Annotated in this window: 23 protein-coding genes; 9 read left to right on the forward strand and 14 right to left on the reverse strand. The window is 43.4% G+C overall.

Annotation, left to right across the window (positions count from 1 at the left end; all coding sequences use genetic code 11):
• Positions 1 to 30: 30 nt before the first annotated feature.
• Positions 31 to 1,239 carry a porin gene (locus tag O3603_RS00230; protein WP_371519697.1) on the reverse strand — a complete coding sequence of 403 codons (1,209 nt, stop codon included), beginning with the start codon at positions 1,237 to 1,239 and terminating at the stop codon, positions 31 to 33.
• Positions 1,240 to 1,743: 504 nt separating this feature from the next.
• Here O3603_RS00230 and O3603_RS00235 point away from each other — a divergent pair.
• A complete protein-coding gene (locus tag O3603_RS00235) occupies positions 1,744 to 2,382 on the forward strand; it encodes a DUF4294 domain-containing protein (protein ID WP_199879762.1) in 639 nt (212 codons plus the stop codon).
• 368 nt (positions 2,383 to 2,750) lie between these two features.
• Here the strand turns inward: O3603_RS00235 and O3603_RS00240 are convergent, their stop codons facing one another.
• From O3603_RS00240 to O3603_RS00265, 6 genes are all read right to left on the reverse strand, one after another.
• Complete coding sequence (locus O3603_RS00240; RefSeq protein ID WP_314519630.1) at positions 2,751 to 3,773, reverse strand: M28 family peptidase; 1,023 nt, start codon at positions 3,771 to 3,773, stop codon at positions 2,751 to 2,753.
• A gap of 24 nt (positions 3,774 to 3,797) precedes the next feature.
• Positions 3,798 to 5,657: a membrane dipeptidase gene (locus O3603_RS00245; RefSeq protein ID WP_371519430.1), complete on the reverse strand. Its 1,860-nt coding sequence runs from the start codon at positions 5,655 to 5,657 to the stop codon at positions 3,798 to 3,800.
• A 57-nt stretch (positions 5,658 to 5,714) separates the two neighbouring features.
• Positions 5,715 to 6,179 (reverse strand): Lrp/AsnC family transcriptional regulator, encoded by a 465-nt coding sequence (locus O3603_RS00250; protein ID WP_004383014.1) that lies wholly within the window; start codon positions 6,177 to 6,179, stop codon positions 5,715 to 5,717.
• A 209-nt stretch (positions 6,180 to 6,388) separates the two neighbouring features.
• Positions 6,389 to 7,426 (reverse strand): FKBP-type peptidyl-prolyl cis-trans isomerase, encoded by a 1,038-nt coding sequence (locus tag O3603_RS00255; protein WP_371519432.1) that lies wholly within the window; start codon positions 7,424 to 7,426, stop codon positions 6,389 to 6,391.
• Between the two features lie 243 nt (positions 7,427 to 7,669).
• Complete coding sequence (locus O3603_RS00260; RefSeq protein WP_371519435.1) at positions 7,670 to 8,596, reverse strand: FKBP-type peptidyl-prolyl cis-trans isomerase; 927 nt, start codon at positions 8,594 to 8,596, stop codon at positions 7,670 to 7,672.
• A gap of 94 nt (positions 8,597 to 8,690) precedes the next feature.
• Positions 8,691 to 9,296: an FKBP-type peptidyl-prolyl cis-trans isomerase gene (locus tag O3603_RS00265; RefSeq protein WP_371519438.1), complete on the reverse strand. Its 606-nt coding sequence runs from the start codon at positions 9,294 to 9,296 to the stop codon at positions 8,691 to 8,693.
• A gap of 118 nt (positions 9,297 to 9,414) precedes the next feature.
• Between O3603_RS00265 and O3603_RS00270 the strand changes: the two genes are divergently transcribed.
• Both O3603_RS00270 and O3603_RS00275 read left to right on the forward strand, forming a co-directional pair.
• Positions 9,415 to 10,107, forward strand: a complete 693-nt coding sequence (locus O3603_RS00270) for an NAD-dependent deacylase (protein WP_009435489.1) — start codon at positions 9,415 to 9,417, stop codon at positions 10,105 to 10,107.
• Positions 10,108 to 10,181: 74 nt separating this feature from the next.
• Positions 10,182 to 10,793, forward strand: coding sequence for a glutathione peroxidase (locus tag O3603_RS00275; protein ID WP_371519440.1), 612 nt, complete (start codon positions 10,182 to 10,184; stop codon positions 10,791 to 10,793).
• A 262-nt stretch (positions 10,794 to 11,055) separates the two neighbouring features.
• Here O3603_RS00275 and O3603_RS00280 read toward each other — a convergent pair whose 3' ends face one another.
• Complete coding sequence (locus tag O3603_RS00280) at positions 11,056 to 11,976, reverse strand: YitT family protein (protein ID WP_009435416.1); 921 nt, start codon at positions 11,974 to 11,976, stop codon at positions 11,056 to 11,058.
• Between the two features lie 262 nt (positions 11,977 to 12,238).
• Between O3603_RS00280 and ruvB the strand changes: the two genes are divergently transcribed.
• The 3 genes from ruvB (at position 12,239) to ybeY (ending at position 14,350) form a co-directional block, all read left to right on the forward strand.
• Complete coding sequence (gene ruvB, locus O3603_RS00285; RefSeq protein WP_273540331.1) at positions 12,239 to 13,276, forward strand: Holliday junction branch migration DNA helicase RuvB; 1,038 nt, start codon at positions 12,239 to 12,241, stop codon at positions 13,274 to 13,276.
• Between the two features lie 151 nt (positions 13,277 to 13,427).
• Positions 13,428 to 13,874 carry a pantetheine-phosphate adenylyltransferase gene (coaD, locus tag O3603_RS00290; RefSeq protein ID WP_371519443.1) on the forward strand — a complete coding sequence of 149 codons (447 nt, stop codon included), beginning with the start codon at positions 13,428 to 13,430 and terminating at the stop codon, positions 13,872 to 13,874.
• A 26-nt stretch (positions 13,875 to 13,900) separates the two neighbouring features.
• A complete protein-coding gene (gene ybeY, locus O3603_RS00295) occupies positions 13,901 to 14,350 on the forward strand; it encodes an rRNA maturation RNase YbeY (protein ID WP_288953137.1) in 450 nt (149 codons plus the stop codon).
• Positions 14,351 to 14,477: 127 nt separating this feature from the next.
• Here ybeY and O3603_RS00300 read toward each other — a convergent pair whose 3' ends face one another.
• The 6 genes from O3603_RS00300 to O3603_RS00325 form a co-directional block, all read right to left on the reverse strand.
• Entirely contained in the window at positions 14,478 to 16,049 is a 1,572-nt protein-coding gene (locus O3603_RS00300; protein ID WP_371519446.1) for a S41 family peptidase, read from the reverse strand.
• 319 nt (positions 16,050 to 16,368) lie between these two features.
• Positions 16,369 to 18,312: a DNA topoisomerase IV subunit B gene (locus O3603_RS00305; protein WP_009435465.1), complete on the reverse strand. Its 1,944-nt coding sequence runs from the start codon at positions 18,310 to 18,312 to the stop codon at positions 16,369 to 16,371.
• A 176-nt stretch (positions 18,313 to 18,488) separates the two neighbouring features.
• Positions 18,489 to 19,670: an N-acetyltransferase gene (locus O3603_RS00310; protein WP_371519450.1), complete on the reverse strand. Its 1,182-nt coding sequence runs from the start codon at positions 19,668 to 19,670 to the stop codon at positions 18,489 to 18,491.
• A 289-nt stretch (positions 19,671 to 19,959) separates the two neighbouring features.
• The gene (gene dprA / locus O3603_RS00315; RefSeq protein WP_371519452.1) at positions 19,960 to 21,078 is read right to left on the reverse strand and encodes a DNA-processing protein DprA; all 1,119 of its coding nucleotides are present in this window, start codon (positions 21,076 to 21,078) and stop codon (positions 19,960 to 19,962) included.
• A gap of 85 nt (positions 21,079 to 21,163) precedes the next feature.
• The gene (locus O3603_RS00320) at positions 21,164 to 21,580 is read right to left on the reverse strand and encodes a thioesterase family protein (RefSeq protein WP_004383025.1); all 417 of its coding nucleotides are present in this window, start codon (positions 21,578 to 21,580) and stop codon (positions 21,164 to 21,166) included.
• A 100-nt stretch (positions 21,581 to 21,680) separates the two neighbouring features.
• Positions 21,681 to 23,039 (reverse strand): DUF2851 family protein, encoded by a 1,359-nt coding sequence (locus O3603_RS00325; RefSeq protein ID WP_371519455.1) that lies wholly within the window; start codon positions 23,037 to 23,039, stop codon positions 21,681 to 21,683.
• Positions 23,040 to 23,213: 174 nt separating this feature from the next.
• Between O3603_RS00325 and dapB the strand changes: the two genes are divergently transcribed.
• Genes dapB through O3603_RS00340 form a run of 3 tightly spaced genes read left to right on the forward strand, consistent with a single transcriptional unit; the run spans position 23,214 to position 26,131 of the window.
• A complete protein-coding gene (dapB, locus tag O3603_RS00330) occupies positions 23,214 to 23,969 on the forward strand; it encodes a 4-hydroxy-tetrahydrodipicolinate reductase (RefSeq protein ID WP_009435539.1) in 756 nt (251 codons plus the stop codon).
• Positions 23,970 to 23,983: 14 nt separating this feature from the next.
• On the forward strand, positions 23,984 to 25,513 hold the full coding sequence (gene lepB, locus O3603_RS00335) for a signal peptidase I (protein ID WP_371519460.1): 1,530 nt from the start codon (positions 23,984 to 23,986) through the stop codon (positions 25,511 to 25,513).
• 3 nt (positions 25,514 to 25,516) lie between these two features.
• The gene (locus tag O3603_RS00340) at positions 25,517 to 26,131 is read left to right on the forward strand and encodes a WbqC family protein (protein WP_273540742.1); all 615 of its coding nucleotides are present in this window, start codon (positions 25,517 to 25,519) and stop codon (positions 26,129 to 26,131) included.
• Positions 26,132 to 26,312 lie beyond the last annotated feature (181 nt).

Genomic DNA, 26,312 nt, shown 5'->3' on the forward strand with positions numbered 1-26,312 from the left:
GTATTATTTAGTATGCTTTGATACGATACATTAGTATGCTTTAATGCGATACATGAAACCGAGTTCAATGCGGTTTGTATTGTAGTTACTCAATCCGCTAAGTTCTGTAAAGCGTACCTTCTTACCTATATAAGCGAGGAACACACGTAGATCTTGGCTCTTGATAGGGTAGTATTCAACGCTTCCTACATAGCCATAACTCTTGCGGTAATCCTTCAAAGAAGGGATGTTTTTGGCGTTGACAGTCTCATACATGCCCTTAACCATTAGGTTCCAACGTGGTGCGAATTGCCAGTTTATTTTCGTAACAAAGGTGTTGTAATGCACACCGGCAGCCCACACGTTATTGCTATAGACGTTTGGACTGGCTGTTTGCATATCCTTTGAGGCGATACCAGAACGGTCGACTCCATCCGACGAACCCACATAATCGAAGTAACATTGTAGCTTCTCTAAGTTCAATCTCTGCCCAAGTATGACCATACGACTATACTTCTTACGTGCTTCCCCTTGTATTCCACATGCCCAGCGAGTCTGTAGTTTGTCACCAAAGAAGCTACCATTCCAGTTGACGATATAGGTTAATGGATGGCAGGAGGGCTTTAGCGGTTTCAGATTTAAGCCATTCCCATCCTCATACATGGCGTTTTCACCATAGATGTCAGCGAACTTATTGCTATGAGAGTTAGATACCTCAAAGGCAAACTCCTGCGTTGGAGTAGGGGTGTAAGCCACTGTCACACCAGCAACAAAGATGTCCATCTGTGAGAGGAAATCGGAGTATTGATAGATAAACAGCGGATTTTCATCATATTCGAAGCCTCCCCATATCTGCCCCATCTTACCTACTTCAACCCTCCAAGCGTCCGAAACCTTATAACCAAGCATCATTAAGTCGGTCGCTTTAGCAAAGTTATCCTCGCTGGTAGCACCATTCGACTTGTTTAAATGGTGTCGGAAGCGGTAGTAGAGTTGGTCTGTTAGATGACCTTTAACCTCTATTCTTAGTTGTCTGTTGGCAAAGTGTGAACTCCAATCTTTGCTTGCCTCTTGGTCAAGTTGCGCACTTGCAGCATAGTTGAAGTACACATTAAACTTGTCATTGGACTTCTTTAGCTTCACAACCTCCTCTGCTAATGATTTGAATTGGTCATCATTAGCACCGTAGCCAGTATTGTCTTGCGCTGTTGCTCCCAACGACAAAGCCAAGAGCAAGGTGCAAAATAAGGTCTTTTTCACGCTTCTTAGTTTCATTATTGATAGTTTCTTCTCCCACACGAGCACCTATGGAATAAGTGTCAAGGTAGATTTTAGTTCTGCAATTACTACTATTATAACCTTATCAGAACCATTGTTTTCTGCGTATAGAATTGTTTTCACAAATGTAGGAAAAATATCCATACATGCAGAGAAGAGGGTGAATAAAAGTCAAGGAATTAACAATCTTTAGTATCACAAAGTAATCTGTCGAAGCCAACAAGGCGTTTTTCCTATGGTAAAAGTTACATTATGACAGTCTGTCCTTCCGTTTCCTTGTGGAGAGATGAGGTTCGATGAATGGCATTCGGAGTGTTAATTCGTTACATGGATATGCCAATTCATTCCCTATAGAGTCGATAGACTCAATGAAAGCAGTTGGTTGATTCTTCGTTACTTAGCATGTAATAAGAATCTAAGGAAAATGACAAAATAATATTAAAAACCTATTCGTCTTCAGAAATAAATGCTACTTTTGCCCATAGTATGAGATTAATAAGAAAACTTTTCACGCTTTTGTCGCTGTTTGCCTTTGCTTCGGCTGCAATGGCACAAGACCATATTAACCCTGAAGATCGTGTTGTTGACATGAACTCTCCGACGTTTGTTCCGATGGTACACATCGGTAAAGCGAAGGTAGGAAGCGATAGTATTCAATACGTAAGGACAAGTAATGTGTATGTATTTCCGCCTATGGAGTTCAAAGATAAGGCTCAGGAAACGGCATATTATCGCTTGGTTTATAACATCAAGAAGGTTCTTCCTATTGCTAAAGAGTGTCATCAAATTATTCTCGAGACGGGTGCTTACCTCGAAACTATCCCTACAAAGAAGGAAAGAGATGCGCACATGAAGCGTGTGGAAAAGGAGATTTGGAATACATATAAGCCTCGCATGAAGAAGTTAACATTCACTCAAGGCAAGTTACTCATCAAACTCATTGACCGCGAATGTAACTCTACTTCCTACGAACTGGTGCAAGCTTTCCTTGGTCCTGTTCGTGCCGGTTTCTATCAAGCGTTCGCTTGGGCGTTTGGAAGTAGCCTAAAGAAGCGTTACGATCCACAAGGAGCTGATCGCCTTGTAGAGCGTATTGTACTGCAAGTTGAGGCTGGTCAATTATAGTGGCAAGCCTTAACTATTCCCCTGAATACACTTAGCTATACAGCAGAAGAGACTTATTAAATTTGAAAAATAGATTATTTTATTTTCGCTTTTAATCTATTAAGCTATCATTTTTAGTCTATTTTTATGTCTGATAAACGCTTTTTCCCACTTTACATCAGGTTCTTTTAGAAGGTAAGGGGAAGTTTCCTAGAGGATAGAAGTGGGTAGGGAGGGCTGTGCAAAGCATGATTTTGTGTCATGAAAAGTAGTCTTCTATCTTCTTGAGAACACCTTTTGCTAGGATAGAAGACCTCTGAAACTAAAGAAGGCTAGCGTCTTTGAGATGACTCAAAGAGCTAGCCTTATATGGAAAAAACTTCTTTCTCTTATTTAGTATATAGAACTTGAATGATGGTCTGACCCACTGCCTGCAGTGTATTCTTATCAATGTGTTCCATCGTATCATTGATGGTGTGCCACGTAGGACCAAAGCTGCTCTGTGCGCAATCAGGGTAGTATGGGATAATATCTATCGTTGGTATGCCTGCATTCTGGTTCACTGGAATATGGTCATCAGTAATCATTCCACCTGGAGAATCAGGGAAGTAAGAGCCAAAACCAGCTGACTTTGCTGCTGCCCACACCTTCTCAACAATGTTATTAGCGTATTGCTGCGACATTCCTTCACGATAGAACTGCGCACCTTCACCGCCTACCATGTCCAAGAGAATGCCATATTCGGGCTTAATCTTGCCTGGGAAGTGCAGAGAATAGTACTGCGCACCGAGTGCCCAGCTGTCTCCTGTGTCCTTGTAGTTGGTCTCCCACTGTGGAACTCCCCAATCCTCGGCATCGAAACAGACGAAGTCTACACCCATAGTAAACTTCTTATCTGCCTGTAACTGGCGTGCAATCTCAAGCATAACAGCAACTCCACTAGCGCCATCGTTGGCTGCCATGACTGGTTTACGGTGGTTGGTAGAGTCTGGATCATTGTCTGCCCAAGGTCTACTATCCCAGTGTGCGCAGAGAAGAACACGTTTCTTTGCCTGTGGGTTGAGCCTGGCTATGATGTTAGTAGACTTTAGAACTGTTCCGTCATAGCCCTTTAAGTCTGCCTTTTGTTCCTCAACTTCACATCCAAAACGCTTGAATTGCTCCACAATCCACTTGCCGCATTGCTCATGGGCAGTAGAGTTCATGGTGCGAGGACCGAACTCGCATTGCGCAGCAGTGTATGCGTAAGCAGAGTCGGAATTGAACTTTGGACCAATAGGATGCGCTGTTGTAGCAGTATCAGCATCCGATGTCGCATTGTTATTACTTGCTTTTCCTTTGCATCCATAGGCTACGCTCGTCAGAGTGAGGGCTAGGATGCACCCTAAAAGAATCCTTATTTTTGTTTTCATCATTGTTTATTGTAATCAAAAAAACTATCTTACACTCTGCACACGAGCCATGACACGCAGCCAGTTACCACCCCATATCTTCTCAATATCACGTTCGCTATACTTTCGACGCAATAGTTGTAAGGTGAAGTTAATCATCTCGCTGGCATCAGCTAAGCCCCTTATCGTACCATCACCATCGAAGTCGGTGCCTATTCCTACATGGTCAATACCCATGATATCAATGGCATGTTCGAGGTGAGCAATAGCGTCCATAATGGTTGCCTCACCGTCCTTCTTGAGGAATCCATGATACATAGTTATATGTGCAACACCGCCCTTCTTTGCCAGAGCACGCATCTGATCGTCAGTGAGGTTACGGGGAACGTCGCATAGAGCCTTGCTATTGGAATGACTGCAGACAATCGGCTGTGTACTGATGTCAAGAGCGTCATAAAAGCTCTTCTCACCCCCATGACTCAAGTCGACCATGATACCATTTCGATTCATCTCTCTTATGACTTCCTCACCAAACTTACTAACTCCTCCATGCGTATTACAGCCTCGTGCCGAGTCACAAATATCGTTATCTCCGTTGTGACAAAGCGTGATGTAAACCACACCTCGTTGTGCGAAGTGCTTGATGTTCTCGATCTTATGCTCCAAAGCTAAGCCATTCTCTATGGCAAACATAATACTCTTGCGCCCCTTGCGCTTGTCTTCGTAGAGGTCGGAAGGAGTACGAGCTATACTGATGTAACGCTGGTTCTGCTTCACAATCTCCTCTATCTTGTCGAAGATGAGATCGGCATATACCGCTGGAGAAAGATGGTCGAGAGCCTTAGAGAGAGTAGGGTTGTAATGCTTCAATCCAGCGACATCAATCTTAGAAGAGAAGCTCTCTCCAATCTTTGGTTGTGGCAGATAAGCAGCCATCGTTACGGCATCTTGATGTCCTTCTGTCATCTTATGAAGGTCGTAGAGAATGCGTGGGTCGCGTTGATCGAACCGCACTCCTTGAGGGAAGAACATCGGTGTGTCGCAGTGCGTGTCGAGGGTTAGTACACGCTTATGAAGCTGCTTGGCGATATAGAAGTTGTTAGCTTGTGTGACCAACCAAAGGAATAGTTTGCCTCCATCCTCACCCAAACACTCAGGGTGCCACTGCACTCCCATGATGGGTTTAAACTCTGTGCTCTCCATTGCCTCGATAACTCCATCAGGTGCAACAGCCGTTACTCGAAAGCGTTTACCGGGTGTTTTGACAGCTTGATGATGGAAGGAATTGACGTAGATGCGCTCTTCCTTGTAGAGAGCATAGAGTATTGATGACTTGTTAATCGTAACGCTATGCGTCCTCTCACTGCGTTCTGCGTCTTGAGAATGCTTGATGGTTGCAGCATGGAAGGTTGTGATTGTTTTATCCTTAGCTAATTTCTTCTCAACAGTAGCATCTGTTCTGATATAATCCTCATAGATATCCTGTTGTACAGAACCACCCAAGGCAGCAGCAAGTGTTTGTATTCCTCGACAGATACCCAGCATAGGTATCTGGCGATTGAAGGCTAATCTGGTAAGCATGAGTTCGGCTTGATCACGCTCAGCATTGATACCATGGAGATGAGTAGAGGGCTCTTCACCTACCCAAAGTGGGTTAATATCAGCACCACCAGTCAATAGTAGTCCATCAAGATGGTCTAGTGTGTTGACAAGAACATCCTTATCAGCGACTGGCGGGATGAGTATTGGAATGCCACCAGCGGTTACTACTTGTTTATAATAGACGTCTCTTAATGTGGCATCACGCTCTGTAAAGTTGGTCGTGATACCTATTATCGGCAGACGCTTTGCCTCGGGGTAAGTCGCATACACCTTGTCAAGATGCGACTGAAGGTCGTATTTCATCTTTCCGCTCTATGTTCTATAATTCGTTATATCGTTGTTATCAAGTCTAAAGCAGGCTTATAGTTCTTCTGTAATTGGTATTTCACGCTTGATACTCTGCTCTAATGAGATGAGAGTCTCCGTTGATACAACCCCTGGAATGCCCTGTAGTTGGTTGTTAAGGAGGTCCATTAATTGCTCATTATCACGTGCATATAGCTTTAAAAGGATGGTATATGGACCAGTTGTGAAGTGACATTCCACCACCTCGGGGATGGCACTAAGACGCTCAACTACCTTTTTATACATAGAACCACGTTCTAGGTTGAGCCCGATGTAAGTACAAGTTGTATAGCCCAAGCTCTTTGGGTTGACATCAAAACCACTCCCCGTGATAGCTCCATTCTCGATGAGGTGTTGTACACGTTGATGTATTGCAGCACGCGAAACACCGCATTGTGCGGCTACATCTTTGAATGGCATACGTGCATTCTGCGATAGAATGCTTAAGATCTTCTTGTCTAATCGATCTACTTTCTCCATCTCTTTCTATTGATATACTTGATTTGTTATGTTGTTGAAAACGCTTATTTGAAGTAGAGCAAAAGTAGATAATAATTATTGAATAGGCAACAAAATGACAAACAAAATGCACCTCTTGGGTGCATTTTGTCTATATAGAAGCTAATAGTAAGGTTTTTCTTCGTCCATTAGCTTACGTTTGTTTAATTCAATAAAAGCGATCAGTCTATTTATTTGCCTGCTTTTGTTGTATTCTTCTTAGCTGGCTTTACAGCCTTCTTAGCTTCTGTCTCCTTAGAGGGAGTCGGCTGTGAAGCTTTTACCACATGCACTCCATCAATGTCTTTAAGCTCCAATGTGAAGATAAGAGTTGAATAAGGAGCGATGTCGCGACCTGCTCCACGCTCACCATAAGCCAAGTTGTAAGGGATAAAGATTTCCCACTTAGAACCTACGGGCATAAGTTGTAAAGCCTCAGTCCAGCCCTTGATGAGCCCACCAACGTTGAAGGTGTCGAACTCGCTACCATGTCTTGCAGTTGAATCGAATACCTTTCCGTCGATAGTCTTGCCTTCATAGATTACCTGAACATCGTCAGTAGCCTTTGGAATGGCGCCTGTACCCTTCTTAATAATGCGATATTGCAAGCCACTTGGGAGCGTTACGACCCCTTCTTTAGCCTTATTTTCAGCCATGAAAGCCTCGTTCTTTGCTTTGTTCTCAGCCGCTTTAGCCTTTGCTTCAGCCTCTTTTTGCTGTTTGATAGCCATTTCTTTTGCTTCAAAGAGCTTTGCTGCAGTTGTTGATGACATCATTGTCGTGTCCTTGGACATAGCTGCTACGATTCCACTATATAGTATCTCTGTGTTAACTGGGCTCTTTGACTCTTCGAATTGACTAACCATATTCGGGAGCAAACGGCTTTCTATCTGGCGACTAACGGCTATTCCTACTCCATAAGCAGCGAAGTTCGCATCCTTGCGTTTGCTGATTCCTTCCTTCAAGCCCCTGATGAAGTCGGGCATTAACTCCTTTGTTATACCGAATTGTTGCTCAAGATAGGCGTCTAAGCCGTTTGACATGGTCATACCTGTTGCGTAACTCAATGAATCGGCAGCACTCTTCAATACGATAGGTGCCGTCTTGCAAGCCTCTGAACACTCTGTTGTAGCTTTGTTCTTCTTATCTTTTTTCTTACTCTGAGCGCTTGCTGTGTTAAAAGCTGAGCCTGCCGCAATAAGCAGAGCCAGCATGATTACTTTCTTCATAACCAATATTTGTTTAATTAAAGATGTTTCCCTCTCCAATAGACGTTGCTTGATTGGACTCGTGTTTCCAACTGATTATACACGTCTGTATAACTGATTATACTCGTGTGTATAATTGATTATACTAGTGTGTATAATTCCCTATTCTATAAGAGATGATTGTTTACTTAAAAGGAGATGATTGAAAGAAGGTCAGGCTATGCACCTGACCCTCCTTATTTATTATCTTAAGATGTCTTGGAATTACTTTGCTGGCTTACCGCTAACCTGCTCTGGCATACCAGCAGGCATACCTGGCTGACCTTGTGGAGCCTTCTCAATACCCAACAACTCAACAGTGAACACAAGTGTTGAGAATGGTTTGATGTCTGGGCTAGGCTGTTGCGCACCATAAGCAGCACTATAAGGGATTGTAATCTCCCACTTAGAACCAACTGGCATAGTGGTCAATGCAGCTGTAAAACCAGGTATTACACCACCTACAGGCATAGTTGCATCATTACGTTGATCAAATACCTTGCCCTCGATAGTCTTACCAACATAGTTGATTTTCACTACATCAGAAGCCTTTGGAACAGCGCCATTTCCAGCCTTAAGTTCTTTAATCTGTACACCCTGCGCAATGGTCTTTACGCCTGGTTTCTTTGCATTAGCAGCCATGTAAGCATCGCTCTTCTTCTTGTTAGGACCATATGTCTTCTCAGCGTTCTTCATCTGAATTGCCTTTGAAGTAGTCTGCTCTATGTTACGAGCCTGCTCAACTGTCATCTTCTGATTCTTGCCCTTTGCACTTGCAGCAAAGCCTGCCAAGAAGTTCTTCAGAGAGATAGTCTTGGTTGAATCATCACCAAAGATCTGGCGGTTAATCTGCTGTTTAATGACCATATTCATCTGCTGTCCAACACCGATACCAGCGTTATAAGCAGCCTTCTTCTTGTCGTCTGCACCCTGAACACCATCATTCATACCCTTGATGAACTCGTCGATGTAAGCGGTATCAATCTGCATCTGCTGTAGATACTGTTTAACACTTTGACCCTGATCTACGCCGAATGCGTAGCTTAAAGAGTCTACATCAGACTTCAAATCCTCCTTAGGAGCAGAGTTGCCACAGGCTGTGAAGCCTACAGCTGCCATAGCCATTGCGGCTAAAAGATAAACTTTCTTCATTTATTTTATTGTTTAATTTTTAGGCATTAATACATGTTCTGTAGGGCTATCATAAGTTATTAAGAGTACTTATAACGCCCTAGCAGATATTAATTTATAATACTTTGAGTAATTCAACATCGAATACAAGGGCTGCAAATGGTGGTATCTGTGCACCTGCGCCACGCTCTCCATAAGCGAGATTGTAAGGTATGAAGAAGCGATACTTAGCCCCTTCCGACATCAACTGTACGCCTTCTGTCCATCCAGCAATGACTTGGTTGAGTCCAAAAGTGGCTGGTTCGTTACGTTGATAGGAGCTATCAAAGATCGTCCCATCGATAAGTGTACCCTCATAGTGGCACTTCACCTGGTCAGTTGCGCTTGGTTTCTTACCGTTACCCTCCTTTAGTACTTGGTACTGAAGACCTGAAGGCAATACAACCACGCCCTCTTTCTTTGCGTTATCAGCCAAGAATGACTCACCAGCAGCCTTTGCTACCTTTCCAGCCTCAGCCGCCGCAGCACGTTGCTTTTCCTCTTGTTCCTGGAAGAAAGCCTGTACTAAGGATTGTGCCTCAGCGTTATTAACCTTCAAAGGAGTGCCTGATATTACATCTTTAACAGCCTGTGCGAAATCGTCGATATTTAATCCCTTCGCTCCCATACCAGCGAGTTGGGAACCGATACCGATGCCCAGTGCATAGCTTAATTTATCCATTTTAGTTCTTGAAGTTATTTATTATTAATGTGCAAAGATACTATTTTTTAAGGTATTGAATCACATTAATCGAATTAAAATAACTAAATTTGTGGAATAGAAACAAATGTAAGGTCGTATGAAGAAAGTAGTATTCTTAACGGGTGCAGGTATGTCTGTCGAAAGCGGCTTCAAGACTTTTCGTGGTAACGATGGGCTTTGGGAAGATTATCCCGTTGAGCAAGTAGCCTCACACGAAGGCTGGGAAGCAAACCCAACATTGGTTAACAACTTCTATAATAAGCTCCGAAGGAAACTTTACACAGCATTGCCTAATAAGGGGCATCAGCTGATTAAGGAACTAGAAAAGGCTTACGATGTGGTTGTTATCACGCAGAATGTGGATAATCTACACGAGAAGGCAGGGTCGAAGAAGGTTATTCATTTGCATGGCGAACTATCTAAGGTGTGCTCAAGTAACGACCCTTATGACTCGAGATATATAAGAGAGTTGCCCCCAGAGGATTGTGAGGTAGCCCCTGGAACACTGGCTGGTGATGGCTCTCTGGAGCGTCCTTTCATTGTCTTCTTTGGTGAGGCTGTACCCATGATAGAGCCTGCTATGGAGGAAGCTGCACAAGCAGATGTGTTCGTCATCATCGGTACTTCGCTGAATGTCTACCCTGCGGCAGGGCTCGTGAGATATGTTCGTCCAGGTGTCCCCATCTATCTCATCGACCCTGATAACGCCCCTGCTGGGAGTGCTGGACACGTCATTCACATTCAAAAGGGGGCTAGTGAAGGAATGGAAGAATTAATAAAGTTATTATAAAAGAACATCCACATTCATTGCTGCTACTCGATGAGTTTCGAAGGAGATGTGGCTTGGATGTGTAATAAAAGAGTATGAAAAGACTATTATCATTAGTTATTATTGCGTTGATGGCATTGCCTATTATGGCGCAGAAGAACGTTTATAAGTTCAGTGTAAAGGATGGCAATGAGAAGACCATCAAGTTGAAAGAGTACAAAGGAAAGGTGTTACTCATTGTAAACACAGCCACAAAGTGCGGCTTCACACCGCAATATGAGGCGTTACAAAAGCTCTATGACACTTATAAAGATCGTGGTTTTGTCATCTTAGACTTCCCTTGTAACCAGTTTGGAGCACAAGCACCTGGATCGCTCAAGGACATCCACTCTTTCTGTACGGGTACTTATGGCATTACGTTCCCACAGTTTGCTAAGATCATAGTAAATGGTAAGAGCGAGTCTCCCTTGTACACTTACCTTAAGGCGCAACAGCCTTTTAAGGGTTTTGATACGACCACTCAGATTGGTAAATACCTAGATGAAAAGTTTAAAGCAGACAATCCTAACTATACAAAAGACCCTAGTATCAAGTGGAACTTCACGAAGTTCCTCGTTGATAGAGACGGTCACGTCATAGATCGGTTTGAGCCTACTGCGGATATGAAGGACGTTGAGGCGGGTGTCAAAGCGGCTTTGAAGCTGTAAAAGAAAGCCCCACCCAACCTCCCCAAAAGGGGAGGAGTGCCTAACGGAAGTCGGTTGGGGTATATAGAGGGAAAGGGTAGTTAGCGTGTAACGAAGTTGTGCTTCGTAAGCAAGAACGATAAGAACGAAAACAAAGAAACGCTCTTCTCCATCCGAGAAGGGCGTTTCTTTGACATGAAGAGAGGCTTTCTTTACATCAAAGAAAGCCTCTCTTCATATCCTATTATAATCTTCTCAATTTGAGATGTATGCCATATTCAATCTAAATCGTCGTTGGTGTCTGTTCCTTATGCGCCTTACGTTTCACCTTAAACTTATCGAATCCCTTACCGAAAACGCCCATTACTTGACTCTGTGTAACGAATGCGTCAGGGTCAATCTCATCTATCATACGATAAACGTAAGAGGCTTCTCGCTGGCGTGTAACCACGATCACTACTTTCAGGTCATGCCCCGTATAATACCCCTTAGCGTCAATAATGGTGCTGGTGCGGTGAGGTTGGTCTTGAGATATCATATCGCATATTTCCTTATAACGCTCAGAAATAATCAAGAACTGCACTGATCTGCGACTTGAATTGATGACTTGATCAAGTACGAAGGACGTTATAATGAGGTTTACATAGCCATAAATCACTTGCTCCCAACTGTGAAGAACGACGTAACTACCTGTTACGATCGTCATATCAACCAATAGGATGACCCGACCTAACGATATATCGCGATACTTGTTGACGATAGCTGCAACGATATCGGAGCCACCTGAACTTCCATTATACGATAGTCCGAAAGCAAGACCAACGCCACAAAAGACTGCTCCGATGATTGCTGACATGAAAGGTTGCCCATGCAAGAGCATTGGATGAGGGAAGGCTTGGCTCAAGACATTCACTAGGATGGTAAGAACTACTACACCATAAATGGTGCGAATACAGAACTTTAAGCCGAGAACCTTTAGTGCCACAGCTAGTAAAATAGCGTTCAGACAGAAGTAAGTCCAGCTTACTGGGATTCCATTTCCCCAATAGATGATAGATGCAAAACCTGCTACACCACCATTGCCAATGTGGTTGGGCAATAGAAAGATAGTCCAACCGATTGCGTAAAAGAGCATTCCTGCGGCTATCATGATGTAGTCGAGGATCTCACGATAAAGTAGTTTCTTATTCATTCTGTTGATCATACGTATAAGGATAAAGCGTTAGTTCATGTTGCAAATTTAGATAAATTTTCCGAAACAAAGCATCTGCACGGAAAAAATACACTACCTTTGCAGAAAATAAATAGCACTTGTAAAGAGCATAGGTCATATATCCAATTTGATAAAGAGTATATAACTGGAATCTTACAAACACTCAATAGATATTGAACGAGCCGTTTTGTCCCTACATAAGGATGTTTGACACGTTCGCAAGTACTCTTTTTTTCTAAAATAGAAAGATAACATGTCGGAAGATTTTGATATACATGAAGAGAGGCTCTCATCGGCTGAGAAAGACTTTGAGAACGCTCTCCGCCCATTGAAATTCGATGACTTTAGTGGACAGCAGAAGGTTGTTGAGAACCTTCGAGTGTTCGTTGAAGCAGCGAAGTACAGGGGAGAACCACTCGATCATACGCTCTTGCATGGTCCACCAGGACTGGGTAAGACGACGTTGAGTAATATCATTGCAAACGAGTTAGGCGTTGGCTTTAAGATAACTTCTGGTCCAGTGCTTGATAAACCAGGTGATTTGGCTGGTATTCTGACGTCATTAGAACCCAACGACGTGCTCTTTATTGATGAAATTCATCGTCTTTCGCCTGTCGTTGAAGAGTATTTATACTCTGCAATGGAGGACTATCGCATCGATATAATGATTGATAAGGGTCCTTCTGCACGTTCCATACAGATTGATCTGAACCCTTTTACACTCGTCGGAGCCACTACTCGCAGTGGACTTCTTACTGCTCCGCTTCGCGCGAGGTTTGGTATTAACCTGCATTTAGAGTATTATGACCCCGAAACAATACAACGTATTATCAAGAGATCGGCGTATCTTTTGAAGGTTCCAATCGTTGATGAGGCAGCTGTTGAGATTTCTCGACGTTCGCGTGGGACGCCTCGTATCTGTAACTCATTGCTTCGGCGTGTGAGAGATTTCGCTCAAGTGAAGGGCAATGGAACGATAACTCCAGAAATAGCAATGATGTCCTTGCAGTCATTAAACATTGATCAATATGGCTTAGATGAGATAGATAACAAGATACTACTTACCATTATTGACAAGTTCAGAGGTGGTCCTGTTGGCGTATCAACCATTGCTACTGCCATAGGTGAGGATGCCGGAACGGTTGAGGAGGTGTACGAACCATTCTTGATTATGGAAGGTTTCATCAAGAGAACACCACGTGGGCGTGTTGCAACTCAGCTTGCTTATGACCATTTAGGGCGCAACTCTTTTCATGACAACCCGCTCCAGCCTGGATTATTCGACCAATAAGAAAGTTGTTATCTATTTGGTTTTCTAATGGAAATAAACTATATTTGCGGTAGAAACAAGGAGGTAAACATGAATAGAACAATAAGTATTCCTGCTGCTGATAATGCTCTTTTGGAGATGTTGGCACAGAAGATTAGGTGGGAGATAATAGATGAATAAAGGACTCTTTGTTGGTAGTTTTGATCCATTTACTATTGGGCACGACTCTATTGTACGCCGTGCTTTACCGCTCTTCGACCATATTATCATTGGTGTTGGGGTGAATGAGCGGAAGAAGTGTATGTTGGATGCAGAAGAGCGAGTGAACCGTATCAAGCGTCTCTATGCTGATGAGCCAAAGATAGAAGTAAAAGCATATAGCGACTTAACCATCGATTTCGCTCGTAGAGAGCAAGCGACATATATTATAAAAGGTGTTCGCAGTGTGAAAGACTTCGAATATGAACTGGAGCAAGCTGATGTGAATAGATTATTGTCAGGCGTTGAAACCATCTTTCTCTATGCTGAACCGCAGCTGTCAAGCATTAGTTCTAGTATGGTGAGAGAGCTTCAACACTTTGGTAGAGATATATCGGAGTTCCTTCCAAAGGGGTATTAACAAGAATAGAAAAACAACTGAAGCAAATGATTACATATAGTGCAGAAGGCGTAAAGATGCCTAAAATCAGGAAACGTGATACTTCTCGTTGGATTAAAGCAGTCGCTGCTACCTACGGAAGGAAGGTCGGAGAAATAGGTTATATGTTTGTTGATGATGAGAAGATACTCGAAGTAAACAATGACTACTTGGGGCATGATTATTATACGGATGTTATTACCTTCGACTATGATGAGGGTGATGTACTCAATGGCGATCTTGTAATTTCACTCGATACAGTGCGTTCCAATGCTGAACTATTTGGTAAGTTGTATGAAGAAGAGCTGTTTCGTGTTATCATACATGGCATACTTCATCTCTGTGGAATCAATGACAAAGGACCAGGCGAACGTGAGATAATGGAAGAGAACGAGAATAAGGCACTTGCATTGTTACGTCAGATGGAATCCGAAGAAGGTGTTTCGTTTATAAGATAAGGTTCTGTTTCTGGAGGGTGATACACCTTATTAATATAGCGCATACACGATAAAAGGGGAAAAGGATAATGCTTATTGAGCAAGTCCTTTTCCCCTTTTATAGAATAGGAGAATCTTACTTCACTCCTTATTCTTTATCACTTGCGAGTTTAACAGCCTTATTCACAATGTCACTCTGTTCATTCCAAACACGGTAGTATTCGTTCATATCCCATAGGTCACGTGCCACAAGTGCTTTTAATTGAACCTTGATATAAGGCATGGTAGCTGTTAATTCTGCTTTATCCTTTGGTTCCACCTTCTCTTTCTTGCCCTCTGCTATGATCGTGTCAAGCAATGATTGTGGCACTACGTAATTCTTATTGAAGGTGTCAAATGACTTATAAAGGTCTTTCAACGTTGTTCTGTTTGCATCAACATACTTCAGATAAGCATTCATAATGATGTTCTTAGCAGCCAAGAGACGATGATATTTCGTGTATTTAGTTGTATCTAAAGGCACGAAGTAATCGGGCATAATACCGCCGCCACCATATACTACTCGATGGTTGCGAAGCGTGTAGAACTTCTGAGAAGTATCAAAGTGAATACTATCAGGATTGGTTAGTTCACCATGTTTCAGGCGTTTCTCAAGATCCATCTCATAGTCTTTCAAGTCGCCTTTCTTGTATGGTTTCTGAATACAACGACCGCTTGGTGTATAATAATGAGCGATAGTCAAGCGCATCATACTACCATCAGGGAAGTCGAACGGACGCTGAACAAGCCCCTTGCCAAAGGTTCTGCGCCCAACAACTGTGCCTCGGTCATTGTCTTGAATAGCCCCTGTAACAATCTCTGCAGCCGATGCTGTGAACTCATTCACAAGTACATAAACGCGCATCTTTTGTAGTCTTCCATTGCCAATAGCCTTGTAGTTCTGGCGTCGCACATTGCGTCCTTCGGTATAGACAATCATCTCGTTATCCTTTAGGAACTCATTGGCAATCTGTACGGCAGCCTGAAGATAACCGCCACCATTGTCTTGTAAGTCGAGTATCAGGCTCTTCATACCTTGCTTCTCAAGCCCCCTTACGGCATCCATGAACTCCTCGTGAGTCTTCATACCAAAGCTCTCTAAGCAGATGTAACCCACAGTTGGGCGAATCATATAGGCTGCGTTGAGTGTATGGACTGGTATCTTGTCACGCGTGACGACGAATGTTAGGATATTATTTACGCCACGACGCACAATACCCAACTTCACCTTCGTACCCTTCTTACCACGTAGCATCTTCATGATGTCGATACGTGGCATCTTTACTCCAGCTATTGTAGAGTCGTTCACACTGACGATACGGTCGCCCGCAAGGATTCCCACCTTCTGAGAAGGGCCATTCACGATGGGTTGAATCACCACTAACGTGTCCTCAATCATGTTAAATTGGATGCCAATACCCTCGAAGTCGCCCTGTAAAGGCTCATTCATTGCCTTCGTTTCCTTAGCATCTGTATAAGTGGAGTGCGGGTCTAAGCCCTTTAACATTCCTCTTATGGCATCTTCCGAGAGCTTCTGTTCATTCACAGAATCCACATAGAAGTTAGTGATAGCCATCTCTGCTATCTGCAACTTACGCAAGGGTGAGTCGCTCTTAAGCTGCGCTGACAATGGTAAAAAGCTAAAGAAGCAAAGGAGTGAAAGATAGATATACCTTTTCATAGACTATTATTGTAAATTAATGAAATTCTATTTCGTTGAAAGAAAACGCAAGGGAATAGTGTTCGAGTCCCTGCACTTGTCTTTCTATCTTGTTGTTGTTATGATTTGTTGTTGCTTATTTAATAGCATGTTCATGAGGATTGCAGAGCAAGTAGACGGCTTATTCTAATAGAACTAACGTCTCCTTTAAGAGAACACTCGACTGATTTGGAAAATTAGTCGAGTGTTTTAAAAAATCAGTCGACTGATTTGAAAGCTCCTATCGACTATGCTTTAGAACCGAGAAGAAAGTAAGTTAGCTTTATGACAAAGCCCTCCTTTACATCTCCCCTTGCTCTTCAGGCAAGTCCTCTTCGATAACGAGGTTATCAATGATGAAGTTTTGACGCTCCATAGTGTTCTTTCCCATATAGTACTCAAGCAACTTTGCAACTTGATCATTCTTATGGAGTGTGACCTGCTCAAGGCGCATGTCGGGTCCTATAAAGTGTGCGAACTCATCAGGGGAAATCTCTCCAAGACCTTTGAATCGTGTTATCTCTGGTTCTGGGCCTAGCTCGTTGATAGCTGCCACACGCTCCTCTTCAGAGTAGCAGTAGCGTGTGATAAAGTCGTTCTTCTTCTCTCCTTTCGCACGACGGGCGTCGGCATCAGCAATAACCTGCTTGTCCTTGATTTTTGTTCGACGGTTGCGAACACGGAAGAGGGGCGTCTGAAGGACATATACATGCCCTTTCTTTATTAGCTCAGGGAAGAACTGAAGGAAGAAAGTGATTATCAGTAAGCGAATGTGCATACCGTCGACATCGGCATCCGTAGCCACTATCACCTTATTATATCGGAGTGAATCGAGTCCGTCCTCAATATCGAGTGCAGCCTGAAGAAGGTTGAACTCCTCATTCTCATACACTACCTTCTTCGTCAGACCGAAGCAGTTAAGCGGCTTACCACGCAATGAGAAGACAGCTTGTGTGTTGACATCACGACTCTTAGTGATACTTCCGCTGGCCGAATCACCCTCTGTTATAAAGATAGAACTCTCCTCCTTTCGATCGTTCTTCACGTCACAATAGTGTACACGACAGTCACGTAACTTACGGTTATGGAGGTTGGCTTTCTTCGCTCTCTCGCGTGCCAGCTTCGTTACACCAGCCATTGCCTTACGTTCCCGTTCGGTTTCTTTGATCTTACTCTCCAATATGTCGGTGAAATCCTCCTTGTGTATGTGAAGGTAATTATCGACATTTGTCTTAATAAAGTCGCCTACGTACTTATTAATAGTTTCTCCATCGGGAGCCATAAGGGTTGAACCTAACTTGATCTTAGTCTGTGATTCAAACACAGGTTCCTCAACGTTTACAGCGATAGCAGCCACTAATCCGTTACGAATGTCACCATATTCATACTTGCCGAAGAACTCTTTAATGGTCTTGGCAATATGCTCTTTGAATGCAGTTTGATGTGTTCCGCCCTGCGTTGTATGCTGACCATTCACGAAGGAGTAGTACTCCTCGCCATATTGATTGGTGTGTGTGAAAGCTATCTCAATATCCTCTCCCTTCATGTGAACGATAGGATACAATGGATCTCCCGTCATGTTATCCGTCAGCAAGTCCTTTAGTCCATGCCTACTCAATATGCGTCTACCATTGTACATGATGGTTAGCCCCGTATTAAGATATGTGTAATTGCGGAGCATCTCCTCGACTATGTCATCATGGAAAGAGTAGTTTTTGAATAGCGTGTTATCAGGTTCAAAGTAGATGTAAGTACCACTCTCATCGTTAGTCTTCTTTGTTTTATCACTTTGAAGATTACCTTTTTCAAACGAGAGCGCACGTACCTTACCCTCACGGAAGCTCTTCACCTCGAAGTGCGAACTAAGTGCATTAACAGCCTTGACACCGACTCCGTTCAATCCGACACTCTTCTTGAATGCCTTAGAGTCGTACTTACCACCCGTATTCAACACTGATACCGCCTCTACGAGCTTTCCCTGTGGAATACCACGACCATAGTCACGCACACTAACACGCAGGTTGTCCTCGATATCTATCTCTATTCTATCGCCCGCATTCATCTTAAATTCATCGATAGAGTTGTCTATGACTTCCTTTAAAAGCACATAGATACCATCCTCGGGCAACTTTCCATCACCTAAACGACCGATGTACATGCCCGGACGGGTACGCACATGTTCCATATCCGATAGGTGTCGGATGTTGTCATCGGTGTATTCTACGGGTTTAACTAATTCGTCCATAAATATTAAAAGCTCACTTTCAATCCCTCTCAGAACGGAGAGAAGAGTTGTATGTTACCATGTGTGAGCAAAGGAACATACACTCTTTTGTCAGATAGAAGCTACTTAATTATTCTAAAATTAATGTATTACTAAACAATAACTGTTATACCGAGACGAAAGGACAGAATATCGAATTATTCATTTCCCTCTGCCCTTGTAACAGGTGCGAGGGTAAGACTTCTTCTATAGCAACGCCTCTTCTTATGGTTAATAGGGTCTAGTGGTCCCCACTGACTCTGCACTCCTTCGTTACTCTCCATCTCTACTTGCGTCTCACCCCACTTGAATCCGTAGTCGACGTAACGTGGGATAAGGTCTGCAAAGAGCAGTGCATTGGCTCCTTTAGACCTATACTCGGGTAGAAAACCCATCAAGAGAAGATCCACACCATCGGTCTTATGGAACTTAATAGCACGTAGTAAGTGCCACCAACCAAATGGGAACAGACGTCCGCGACGGCACTTTTGAAGTGCATGACTCAACGATGGGATTGTAATTCCTAGTCCGGCGAGTTGGTTGTCTTTGTTTCCATCCTCAATAACAGTGACGAGGTTGAGGTCAGCGAATGGGAAGTACATCTTGACATATTGGTCAATTTGACGATCAGTAAGCTCCGAGAACCCATAAAGATCACTGTATGTGAGATTGATGAGGTCGAAGAGTTTCTTGCCATAACCGCCTTGGAAGATGTCTTTCTTCGTCAGTTTGCGCACGTGGAGATTGTATCTTTTCTCCACCATCTCGGCTATCTTCGTATATTTCTCAGGTGATTTCTCTGGCACCACGAGGTAGTATTCAACGTAATCGTTGTCCTTCTCCCATCCACCGAGCTTCTCCATGTGTTGTGGATAATACTCATAATTATAGATGGTTGCCATTGTTCCCAGCTTATCGAAGCCCCAGGTCAACATTCCTTCAGGATCCATATCGGTGAAGCCAAGCGGTCCAACGATGTCATCCATACCTTTCTTTCGACCATACTCCTCAACAGCTTCAAACAAAGCACGCGATACTTCAATATCATCAATGAAGTCAATCCAACCAAAGCGAACGTCCTTCTTCTTCCATTTCTCGTTTGCTTTATGGTTGATGATAGCAGCCACACGACCAACAATCTTCCCTTCTTTTAAGGCAAGATAATACTCTGCTTCGCAAAAGTCAAAGGCAGCGTTCTTGTTTTTTGATAGTGTATTTACTTCGTCACTATAGAGATTGGGCACATCATAAGGGTTCCCTTTGTAGAGATCGTAATGGAACTCTATAAACCTTTTGAGGTCTTTCTTCGTCTCTACTCTCTTGATTTGAATCGATGACATTATATTATTCTATATTCGTTATATTCCTTTTCTTAAACGTGCAAAAGTACTAAAAAAAAGGTAGATAGGCAAATTTAACGTATCTTTTAACTGATTGGCTGAGGTCATTCGAAGTTCCTTCTGAGGGAAAGGATGTTCCTAGTTGTCAGCATCGAACAAATCTTTTTCAATCGGACAATCGTATTTCTAGAATAAAGGAAACGCCCTTCTTACATCGAAGAGAGGCTCTCTTCGATAGGAAGAAAGGCTCTCTTTCAATCGAGAAGAGGCTCTTCTTTATTTCACTTGTTTATGCCATGAGATGATAACAACCGCCAGCCATAGTCCGAATGATACCTTTCATCTCTAAAGAGAATAGAATACCAGTGAGGCGTGAGATGGCTATGTCTGTTTGTACGGATAGCATATTTATCTGTAAGTCATTGTTACTTTGTAAGGTACGAACAATCCGCTCTTCCTCTGGCGACAAATCAGGGAAAAGTTCCCGTTCGATTCCTTGTTGTTGTGCAAGCACTAGTTTCTGTTCATCATCCCATCCCATCGCCTTCACAAAATCGGTTGCTGAAGTGATGAGGGCTGCCCCGTTATCTCTAATAAGATTGTTGCAGCCTTCGCTATAAGTAGCTCCAATAGCTCCAGGAACGGCAAATACCTCACGACCATAGCTGCGGGCAATCCCACAAGTGATAAGTCCTCCACCCTTAGCAGCCGATTCTATGAGGATAGTTGCGTCCGAGCAACCAGCCACAATGCGGTTGCGTTGCACGAAGTTACGGGCTACGGGCTGTGTATGTGTCATGTATTCAGTGAGCAAACCACCCTGTTTTATCATTTTGAGGGCAGTCTCTTGATGTCCACGAGGGTAAAGATCGTCCAGCCCGTGAGCCAATACTCCAACCGTATCAAAGCCATTCTCCAGTGCAGCTCGGTGTGAATGGATATCCACCCCGTATGCTAGTCCACTAAAGATAAGCACATCTGGGCACAGAGCCTTCAATTCTTTGATAAATAAACGGATGATGTCTTGCCCATAAGGAGTGCAATGCCGTGTTCCAACGAGGTTGATGGTCTGTCTTGCGTTGAGCTTTGTATTACCTTTAAAGTAGAGTAGGAGAGGGGCATCCACACATTCTCTCAACCGCTGTGGATAATCTTCATCATTCATACAAAGCGTTTGGATGTCATGTTGCTGGCAATAATTCAATTCTTGTTCTGCCCTTGCACGAAGATGATCCACATCCTTGAGTGCTTCAACAAGTTGTTTTGACGCATCTGGGAGAATCTCTCGAATATCGTTCTTATGCTCTATTACTGCTGTTGCAGAGCCAGCCCTGCGATATAATTCGGCTATCTCACGGAGGTGAAAACGAGTTAGGCGGGATAGAAGAATGGCGTTGAGTGCTTCCATAATGATTAGTTTTTCTTATCGAATTAGAGGTTTATAGTGCAACTCTTATCCCTCTTTTGTCTGGGATAAGAGTTGGATGTCGAAACTACGCATCAGTTTCTAAGACCTTGGCGAACGCCTCGTCATAGTCAGGACTAGAGCCTAATCGCCCATTGATAAGCACTACCAGGTCAACATCTGCATGGAAACACAGGCGCTCATCACTAGCTCGGAAGAGGTCATGAGAGAACACCCAGCGTAGCCCCTGCTTCTTGAGTCCCATGCGAGAGATGATTTCATCATCGCAAGTCAGTGGCACTTTGTATGTCAGTTGCATTCTAGCAACGACCGCGTCAACGCCTTTCTCGTGTAGAGCAGAGAAACTCACGCCTAGCGAACGGAGGAATCTATGACGTGTATGTTCGGTATAATGCAAGTAATTGGCATTATTAACTATCCCTTGAATGTCGCATTCGTAATCACGAACCTCCATCCTTGTTTCAAAGATGTAATTAGTCTTCATTATTATGTGAGCGTGTTGTCTCGTCAGTATAAGCAATGGTTATGCCTTATGGGTAATGCTTTGCAATATACTTGATGAGGCTTTATTATTTGATAATTAATTAGTTTCTATTGTTTGAAATATCGCCCTTCTCCATCTCACCCATTGTTGGGTTAGATACGGATTGAGCCTTTAGATACTCGTAACCTATCCTGCATCTGAGGCAGTCTTTGGGGTCGCAATACTCTTTCTTGAGCTGTATGAGTGCTTGAGAGTCACCCGCCGTCTCCACTGATAGACCCACTTTTTCCCACATCTGGACAATGTGGTTGTGTTCAGCCTTTAGTGCTTCAAGGAAGTCGAAGGCACGTTCGCAAAGTTTCTCATTGCTTTTGTGCTTGCCATAAGCAAATAGAATGGGGATGACCGTGTTGATAATCTGCAGGTCTAACGAGGCTTTTGTCAGTCGTTTCTCACTCCTTTTACTCTCAATACCAAACATATAATGCGTCTCCCAATAGGCTGTTACTTGTGTCGAAAGAAGCTCGCGTGCCTGCTTGATAGTTTCACACTCTAATAGACAAGATAGTCCCGAACGCTGCTCGTAATAGAGGTTTGCTAACTGAGAGATGCGTATGTGGGGGAAATTCTGCGGTCTTAATCGTAGGAATCGCCACAGGTTTGCATCCATTGGATGTAACTGGAACTTATGAGAGAGATATTGATACTCCGTCTTCAGACGCTGATAATAAGCATCATTGAGTGCTTCCTGCTGATAACGCTTAGGTATCGTGTCTAGCTCGAGTAGACCTGCTTGACCTAAGAAGAAGGCTTCCACTTGCATTAAGTCATCCCTATGATGACCGACGTCATGCAAGGGAAGAACCTTCGCCCACGTTTCGAAGGCATCACCATTTATGCTGAAACCATAGTTTCGGGCTAAGGTTACGAAGTAAGCAAGCTCCCAAGAGCCATTACATGATTGCAGTCTCTCCGTGATGGCATGTGCTTTCTGCTCTAAACGTTCAGCTTGTAAGGCATTCATCCACGCATGAATCATGAGCTTGGAGAGGTTGGGTATAATCCTGTAACAAGCTGGGTAATCATCGGTTGATAGTAGTTCTTGATAATGCTCACGCACTGTTTCTGGGATAGCAAGCCTCATTTGCGGTGGATAATCGCCTCGGCTGGTCTTGACGGAAAGGTCGATTGACTCTGCAACATGTAGTATTACATTATCATAATGTGGGTCTCTGTCATGATGATGCAGGTACCAATCAGACGAACGGAGGTGTATCTCCACATTGCCCACCCATAACGTCCCACCAATCTTCACCTTTGCATTGAAGAAGTCGGGACCTGCGTTGCGGTTAGGAAGCCCTGGGTCGATAACTTCAATGGCTTGACCATCGGTAGTCTGAAGTCCCTTTAAAGGAAATAACTTATGCTTCCATACATAGTGGATGAGCTGTTCCATCATAGATTCGTGGCTTATTAACAGAGGACAAATATACGAATTTTTTGATTATAAAGCCTTTCCTGCATGCTTATTTTTTATCTTTTGCTTGCTTATACCTTACTTAAAATAAGTGAAGTAATTTTGTTTTATGTCGTAAATCAGCTACCTTTGCATTGTTTTTAATACGTATTAATTATGAAGATAGCACTGATTGGCTATGGTAAGATGGGGCACATGATAGAACAAATAGCCCTCGAACGTGGCCACGAAATCGTTAGTATTATAGATGTAAACAATCCCGATGACTTCGACTCACCGGCTTTCTCGTCTGCAGATGTAGCCATTGAGTTCACCAACCCTACGGCAGCTTTCGGCAATTATAAGCGTGCCTTCGCACACAATGTCAAGGTTGTCAGCGGTTCAACTGGTTGGATGAATGACCATAAGGAAGAGGTAGAACGCCTTTGTACAGAGGGCGGTCAGACATTGTTCTGGGCAAGTAACTTCTCTATAGGAGTAGCCATTTTCTCTGCTGTAAACCGCTATTTAGCAAAGATTATGAATGGTTTTCCACAGTACAATGTAGCAATGGAAGAGGTGCATCATGTGCATAAGCTCGATGCTCCATCAGGTACTGCTATCACATTGGCAGAGGATATCATCGACTGTATCGATCGAAAGGATAAGTGGGTGAAGGGCTTTCAGCACAATGCAGATGGTACAGAGTCTGGTACGAACGACGTGGCTCCTAACGAACTACCTATTGCATCTATTCGACGCGACGAGGTGCCTGGTATTCATAGTATCAGTTATGACTCTGATGCAGACAAGATAACCATTACGCATGATGCTCATAGTCGACAAGGATTTGCATTGGGTGCTGTCTTAGCAGCAGAATATACCAAAGACCATACCGGTCTATTGACTACAAGCGACTTATTTAAGTTCTAACTGTATTTCAAGATATGATAGATAAGGAAAAAGCAGCCCTAGATCCTAAGAAGCAATGGGCGAAGTTTATTAGTGTTACTGTTCTATATCTTCTATTCCTACTATGGGTTGGAAGCTGGTGGGGATTAGTCGTTGTACCATTCATCTACGACTATTATATCACCAAGAAGATACGTTGGCAGTGGTGGAAAGAGGCTGAGGGTCCAGTCCGATTCATTATGGGTTGGGTGGATGCACTAGTGTTTGCTTTGGTCGCAGTGTACTTCATTAACCTCTTTTTCTTTCAAAACTATGTCATCCCATCATCGTCTCTTGAGAAGTCACTACTTACTGGTGATTACCTCTTTGTATCGAAGGTCAGCTATGGTCCTCGTATACCGGAAACACCATTGACAATGCCTTTGACACAGCATACTCTCCCTATTATCAATACGAAGAGTTACATTTCTTGGCCGCAGTGGGACTATCGCCGTGTAAAGGGATTGGGCAAGGTTGAATTGAACGACATCGTTGTCTTTAATTATCCAGCAGGTGACACGATTATGAGCGAACCGAACTATCAAGGTCAAGACTATTATCAAACTGTCTACACATTAGGCGAGAATACATTGGCACAACAGCATCCGAACATCAAGTTGAATCAGATGAGTATTGCTCAACAACGTGCCTTTTATGATAATGCTTACACTGTTGGTCGGAACTACATTATTAATAATGTGGGAACTTATGGGGCATTGGATTGGCGTCCAACTGACCGCCGTGAGAACTTTGTAAAGCGTTGTGTGGGCCTTCCTGGACAAACTCTTCAAATCAAGAATAGGATTATTTATCTTGATGGCAAGCCTAACAAGGAACCAGAAAAGGTACAATATACCTATTTGGTAAAGCTCAATAACATCACAACAGCTGACCTTCTCGGTGCTCAGTATGATGACCTTCGCAAGGAATTAGAGATTAGTAATGAGGACGTTCAGACCCTTACAAACCTGCACGGAAGTGATATCAGCAGAGGAATAGTACTCAACAACGCTGCCTTGGAGTATGATGGTTACATGCCATTAACCAAGAGAGCCGCTGCAGAAATGAAGCGTTTAGGACTCATCAAGGCTATTCGTCTTGTCACAGATAAGGACATCTACTCTGGTCCTTACTATCCATTGAATGCTTTCACAGGCTGGACTCGTGATAATTACGGGCCTATCTGGATTCCTGCAAAGGGTAAGTCTATCACCCTCACCCTCAATAACCTCCCTATTTACGAACGCTGTATTAAGGTTTACGAGAAGAACGATTTGCAGGTAAAGAACGGCAAGATCTATATCAACGGACGCCCTGCAACGCGTTACACATTCAAGATGGACTACTACTGGATGATGGGTGACAACCGTCATAACTCTGCCGACAGTCGTTACTGGGGCTTTGTTCCAGAAGATCATATCGTGGGTAAGCCTATCTTTATATGGTGGTCTAGCGATCCAGATCGTAAGGGTTTCGGTGGCATCCGTTGGCATCGTCTGTTCAACTGGGTTGATAATATCAAGTAAGGAATGGCGTCTGCACTTCTCTCTTCGACCTACTTTGGTCCCGTTCAATGGTATCAGAAGCTGAATAGATATGATACTTGTTTGATAGAGCAACACGACCATTTCGTGAAGCAAACCTATCGAAATAGATGTGTGATAGCAGCTACCAACGGACTACAAACGCTCTCCATCCCTGTGGAGAAGTTTGAGGGAGCGAAGTGCGAGATGAGAGATGTGCGCATTAGTGACCATGCCAACTGGCGTCATCAGCACTGGTATGCATTGCAATCAGCCTACGGGGAGAGTCCATTCTTCGAGTATTATGAGGACGATATACGCCCTTTCTTTGAACGAAAGTGGGTCTTTCTCTATGATTTCAATTGGGAGATCACGTTGAAGATGTGCGAGCTTATCGACATAATGCCCTGTATGAGGCGCACAGATAGCTATGAGCTGGAACCCTCAGAGGGCGTGATTGATTTCCGAGAAACGATTCGCCCGAAGCATCCAGGGCGTGATGACGAGTTCAAACCACGTACTTACTATCAGGTTTATCAGCAGAAGTACGGATTTCAACCGAACTTAAGTGTACTCGACTTGCTATTTAATCAAGGTAATGAGAGTGTCTTATTCTTATAATAAGAAAGGTTGTTTCAACGCATATTAACCTATTAGTTATTGCCTTGAAACAACCTTTTTGCTTTTCCCTCTGGTCTCCTTTGTTCTTCACGCAGAGCTTTTCTTTCTTCCATGAAAGCCCTTTCTATCTTTGTCTAAACGCTCTGTTAAATAATAACCGATACTTATTTCTCCAGCAGAA

Origin of the sequence: Prevotella sp. 20925_1_30, assembly GCF_041433025.1 — a bacterium.
Taxonomy (GTDB): domain Bacteria; phylum Bacteroidota; class Bacteroidia; order Bacteroidales; family Bacteroidaceae; genus Prevotella; species Prevotella vespertina.

What these genes read in the sequence shown, in the direction of transcription:
- O3603_RS00235 (WP_199879762.1), top strand. Translation starts at nt 1,744, where the DNA reads ATGAGATTAATAAGAAAACTTTTCACGCTTTTGTCGCTGTTTGCCTTT.
- O3603_RS00240 (WP_314519630.1), bottom strand. Translation starts at nt 3,773, where the DNA reads ATGAAAACAAAAATAAGGATTCTTTTAGGGTGCATCCTAGCCCTCACT.
- O3603_RS00245 (WP_371519430.1), bottom strand. Translation starts at nt 5,657, where the DNA reads ATGAAATACGACCTTCAGTCGCATCTTGACAAGGTGTATGCGACTTAC.
- O3603_RS00250 (WP_004383014.1), bottom strand. Translation starts at nt 6,179, where the DNA reads ATGGAGAAAGTAGATCGATTAGACAAGAAGATCTTAAGCATTCTATCG.
- O3603_RS00255 (WP_371519432.1), bottom strand. Translation starts at nt 7,426, where the DNA reads ATGAAGAAAGTAATCATGCTGGCTCTGCTTATTGCGGCAGGCTCAGCT.
- O3603_RS00260 (WP_371519435.1), bottom strand. Translation starts at nt 8,596, where the DNA reads ATGAAGAAAGTTTATCTTTTAGCCGCAATGGCTATGGCAGCTGTAGGC.
- O3603_RS00265 (WP_371519438.1), bottom strand. Translation starts at nt 9,296, where the DNA reads ATGGATAAATTAAGCTATGCACTGGGCATCGGTATCGGTTCCCAACTC.
- O3603_RS00270 (WP_009435489.1), top strand. Translation starts at nt 9,415, where the DNA reads ATGAAGAAAGTAGTATTCTTAACGGGTGCAGGTATGTCTGTCGAAAGC.
- O3603_RS00275 (WP_371519440.1), top strand. Translation starts at nt 10,182, where the DNA reads ATGAAAAGACTATTATCATTAGTTATTATTGCGTTGATGGCATTGCCT.
- O3603_RS00280 (WP_009435416.1), bottom strand. Translation starts at nt 11,976, where the DNA reads ATGATCAACAGAATGAATAAGAAACTACTTTATCGTGAGATCCTCGAC.
- ruvB (WP_273540331.1), top strand. Translation starts at nt 12,239, where the DNA reads ATGTCGGAAGATTTTGATATACATGAAGAGAGGCTCTCATCGGCTGAG.
- coaD (WP_371519443.1), top strand. Translation starts at nt 13,428, where the DNA reads ATGAATAAAGGACTCTTTGTTGGTAGTTTTGATCCATTTACTATTGGG.
- ybeY (WP_288953137.1), top strand. Translation starts at nt 13,901, where the DNA reads ATGATTACATATAGTGCAGAAGGCGTAAAGATGCCTAAAATCAGGAAA.
- O3603_RS00300 (WP_371519446.1), bottom strand. Translation starts at nt 16,049, where the DNA reads ATGAAAAGGTATATCTATCTTTCACTCCTTTGCTTCTTTAGCTTTTTA.
- O3603_RS00305 (WP_009435465.1), bottom strand. Translation starts at nt 18,312, where the DNA reads ATGGACGAATTAGTTAAACCCGTAGAATACACCGATGACAACATCCGA.
- O3603_RS00310 (WP_371519450.1), bottom strand. Translation starts at nt 19,670, where the DNA reads ATGTCATCGATTCAAATCAAGAGAGTAGAGACGAAGAAAGACCTCAAA.
- dprA (WP_371519452.1), bottom strand. Translation starts at nt 21,078, where the DNA reads ATGGAAGCACTCAACGCCATTCTTCTATCCCGCCTAACTCGTTTTCAC.
- O3603_RS00320 (WP_004383025.1), bottom strand. Translation starts at nt 21,580, where the DNA reads ATGAAGACTAATTACATCTTTGAAACAAGGATGGAGGTTCGTGATTAC.
- O3603_RS00325 (WP_371519455.1), bottom strand. Translation starts at nt 23,039, where the DNA reads ATGATGGAACAGCTCATCCACTATGTATGGAAGCATAAGTTATTTCCT.
- dapB (WP_009435539.1), top strand. Translation starts at nt 23,214, where the DNA reads ATGAAGATAGCACTGATTGGCTATGGTAAGATGGGGCACATGATAGAA.
- lepB (WP_371519460.1), top strand. Translation starts at nt 23,984, where the DNA reads ATGATAGATAAGGAAAAAGCAGCCCTAGATCCTAAGAAGCAATGGGCG.
- O3603_RS00340 (WP_273540742.1), top strand. Translation starts at nt 25,517, where the DNA reads ATGGCGTCTGCACTTCTCTCTTCGACCTACTTTGGTCCCGTTCAATGG.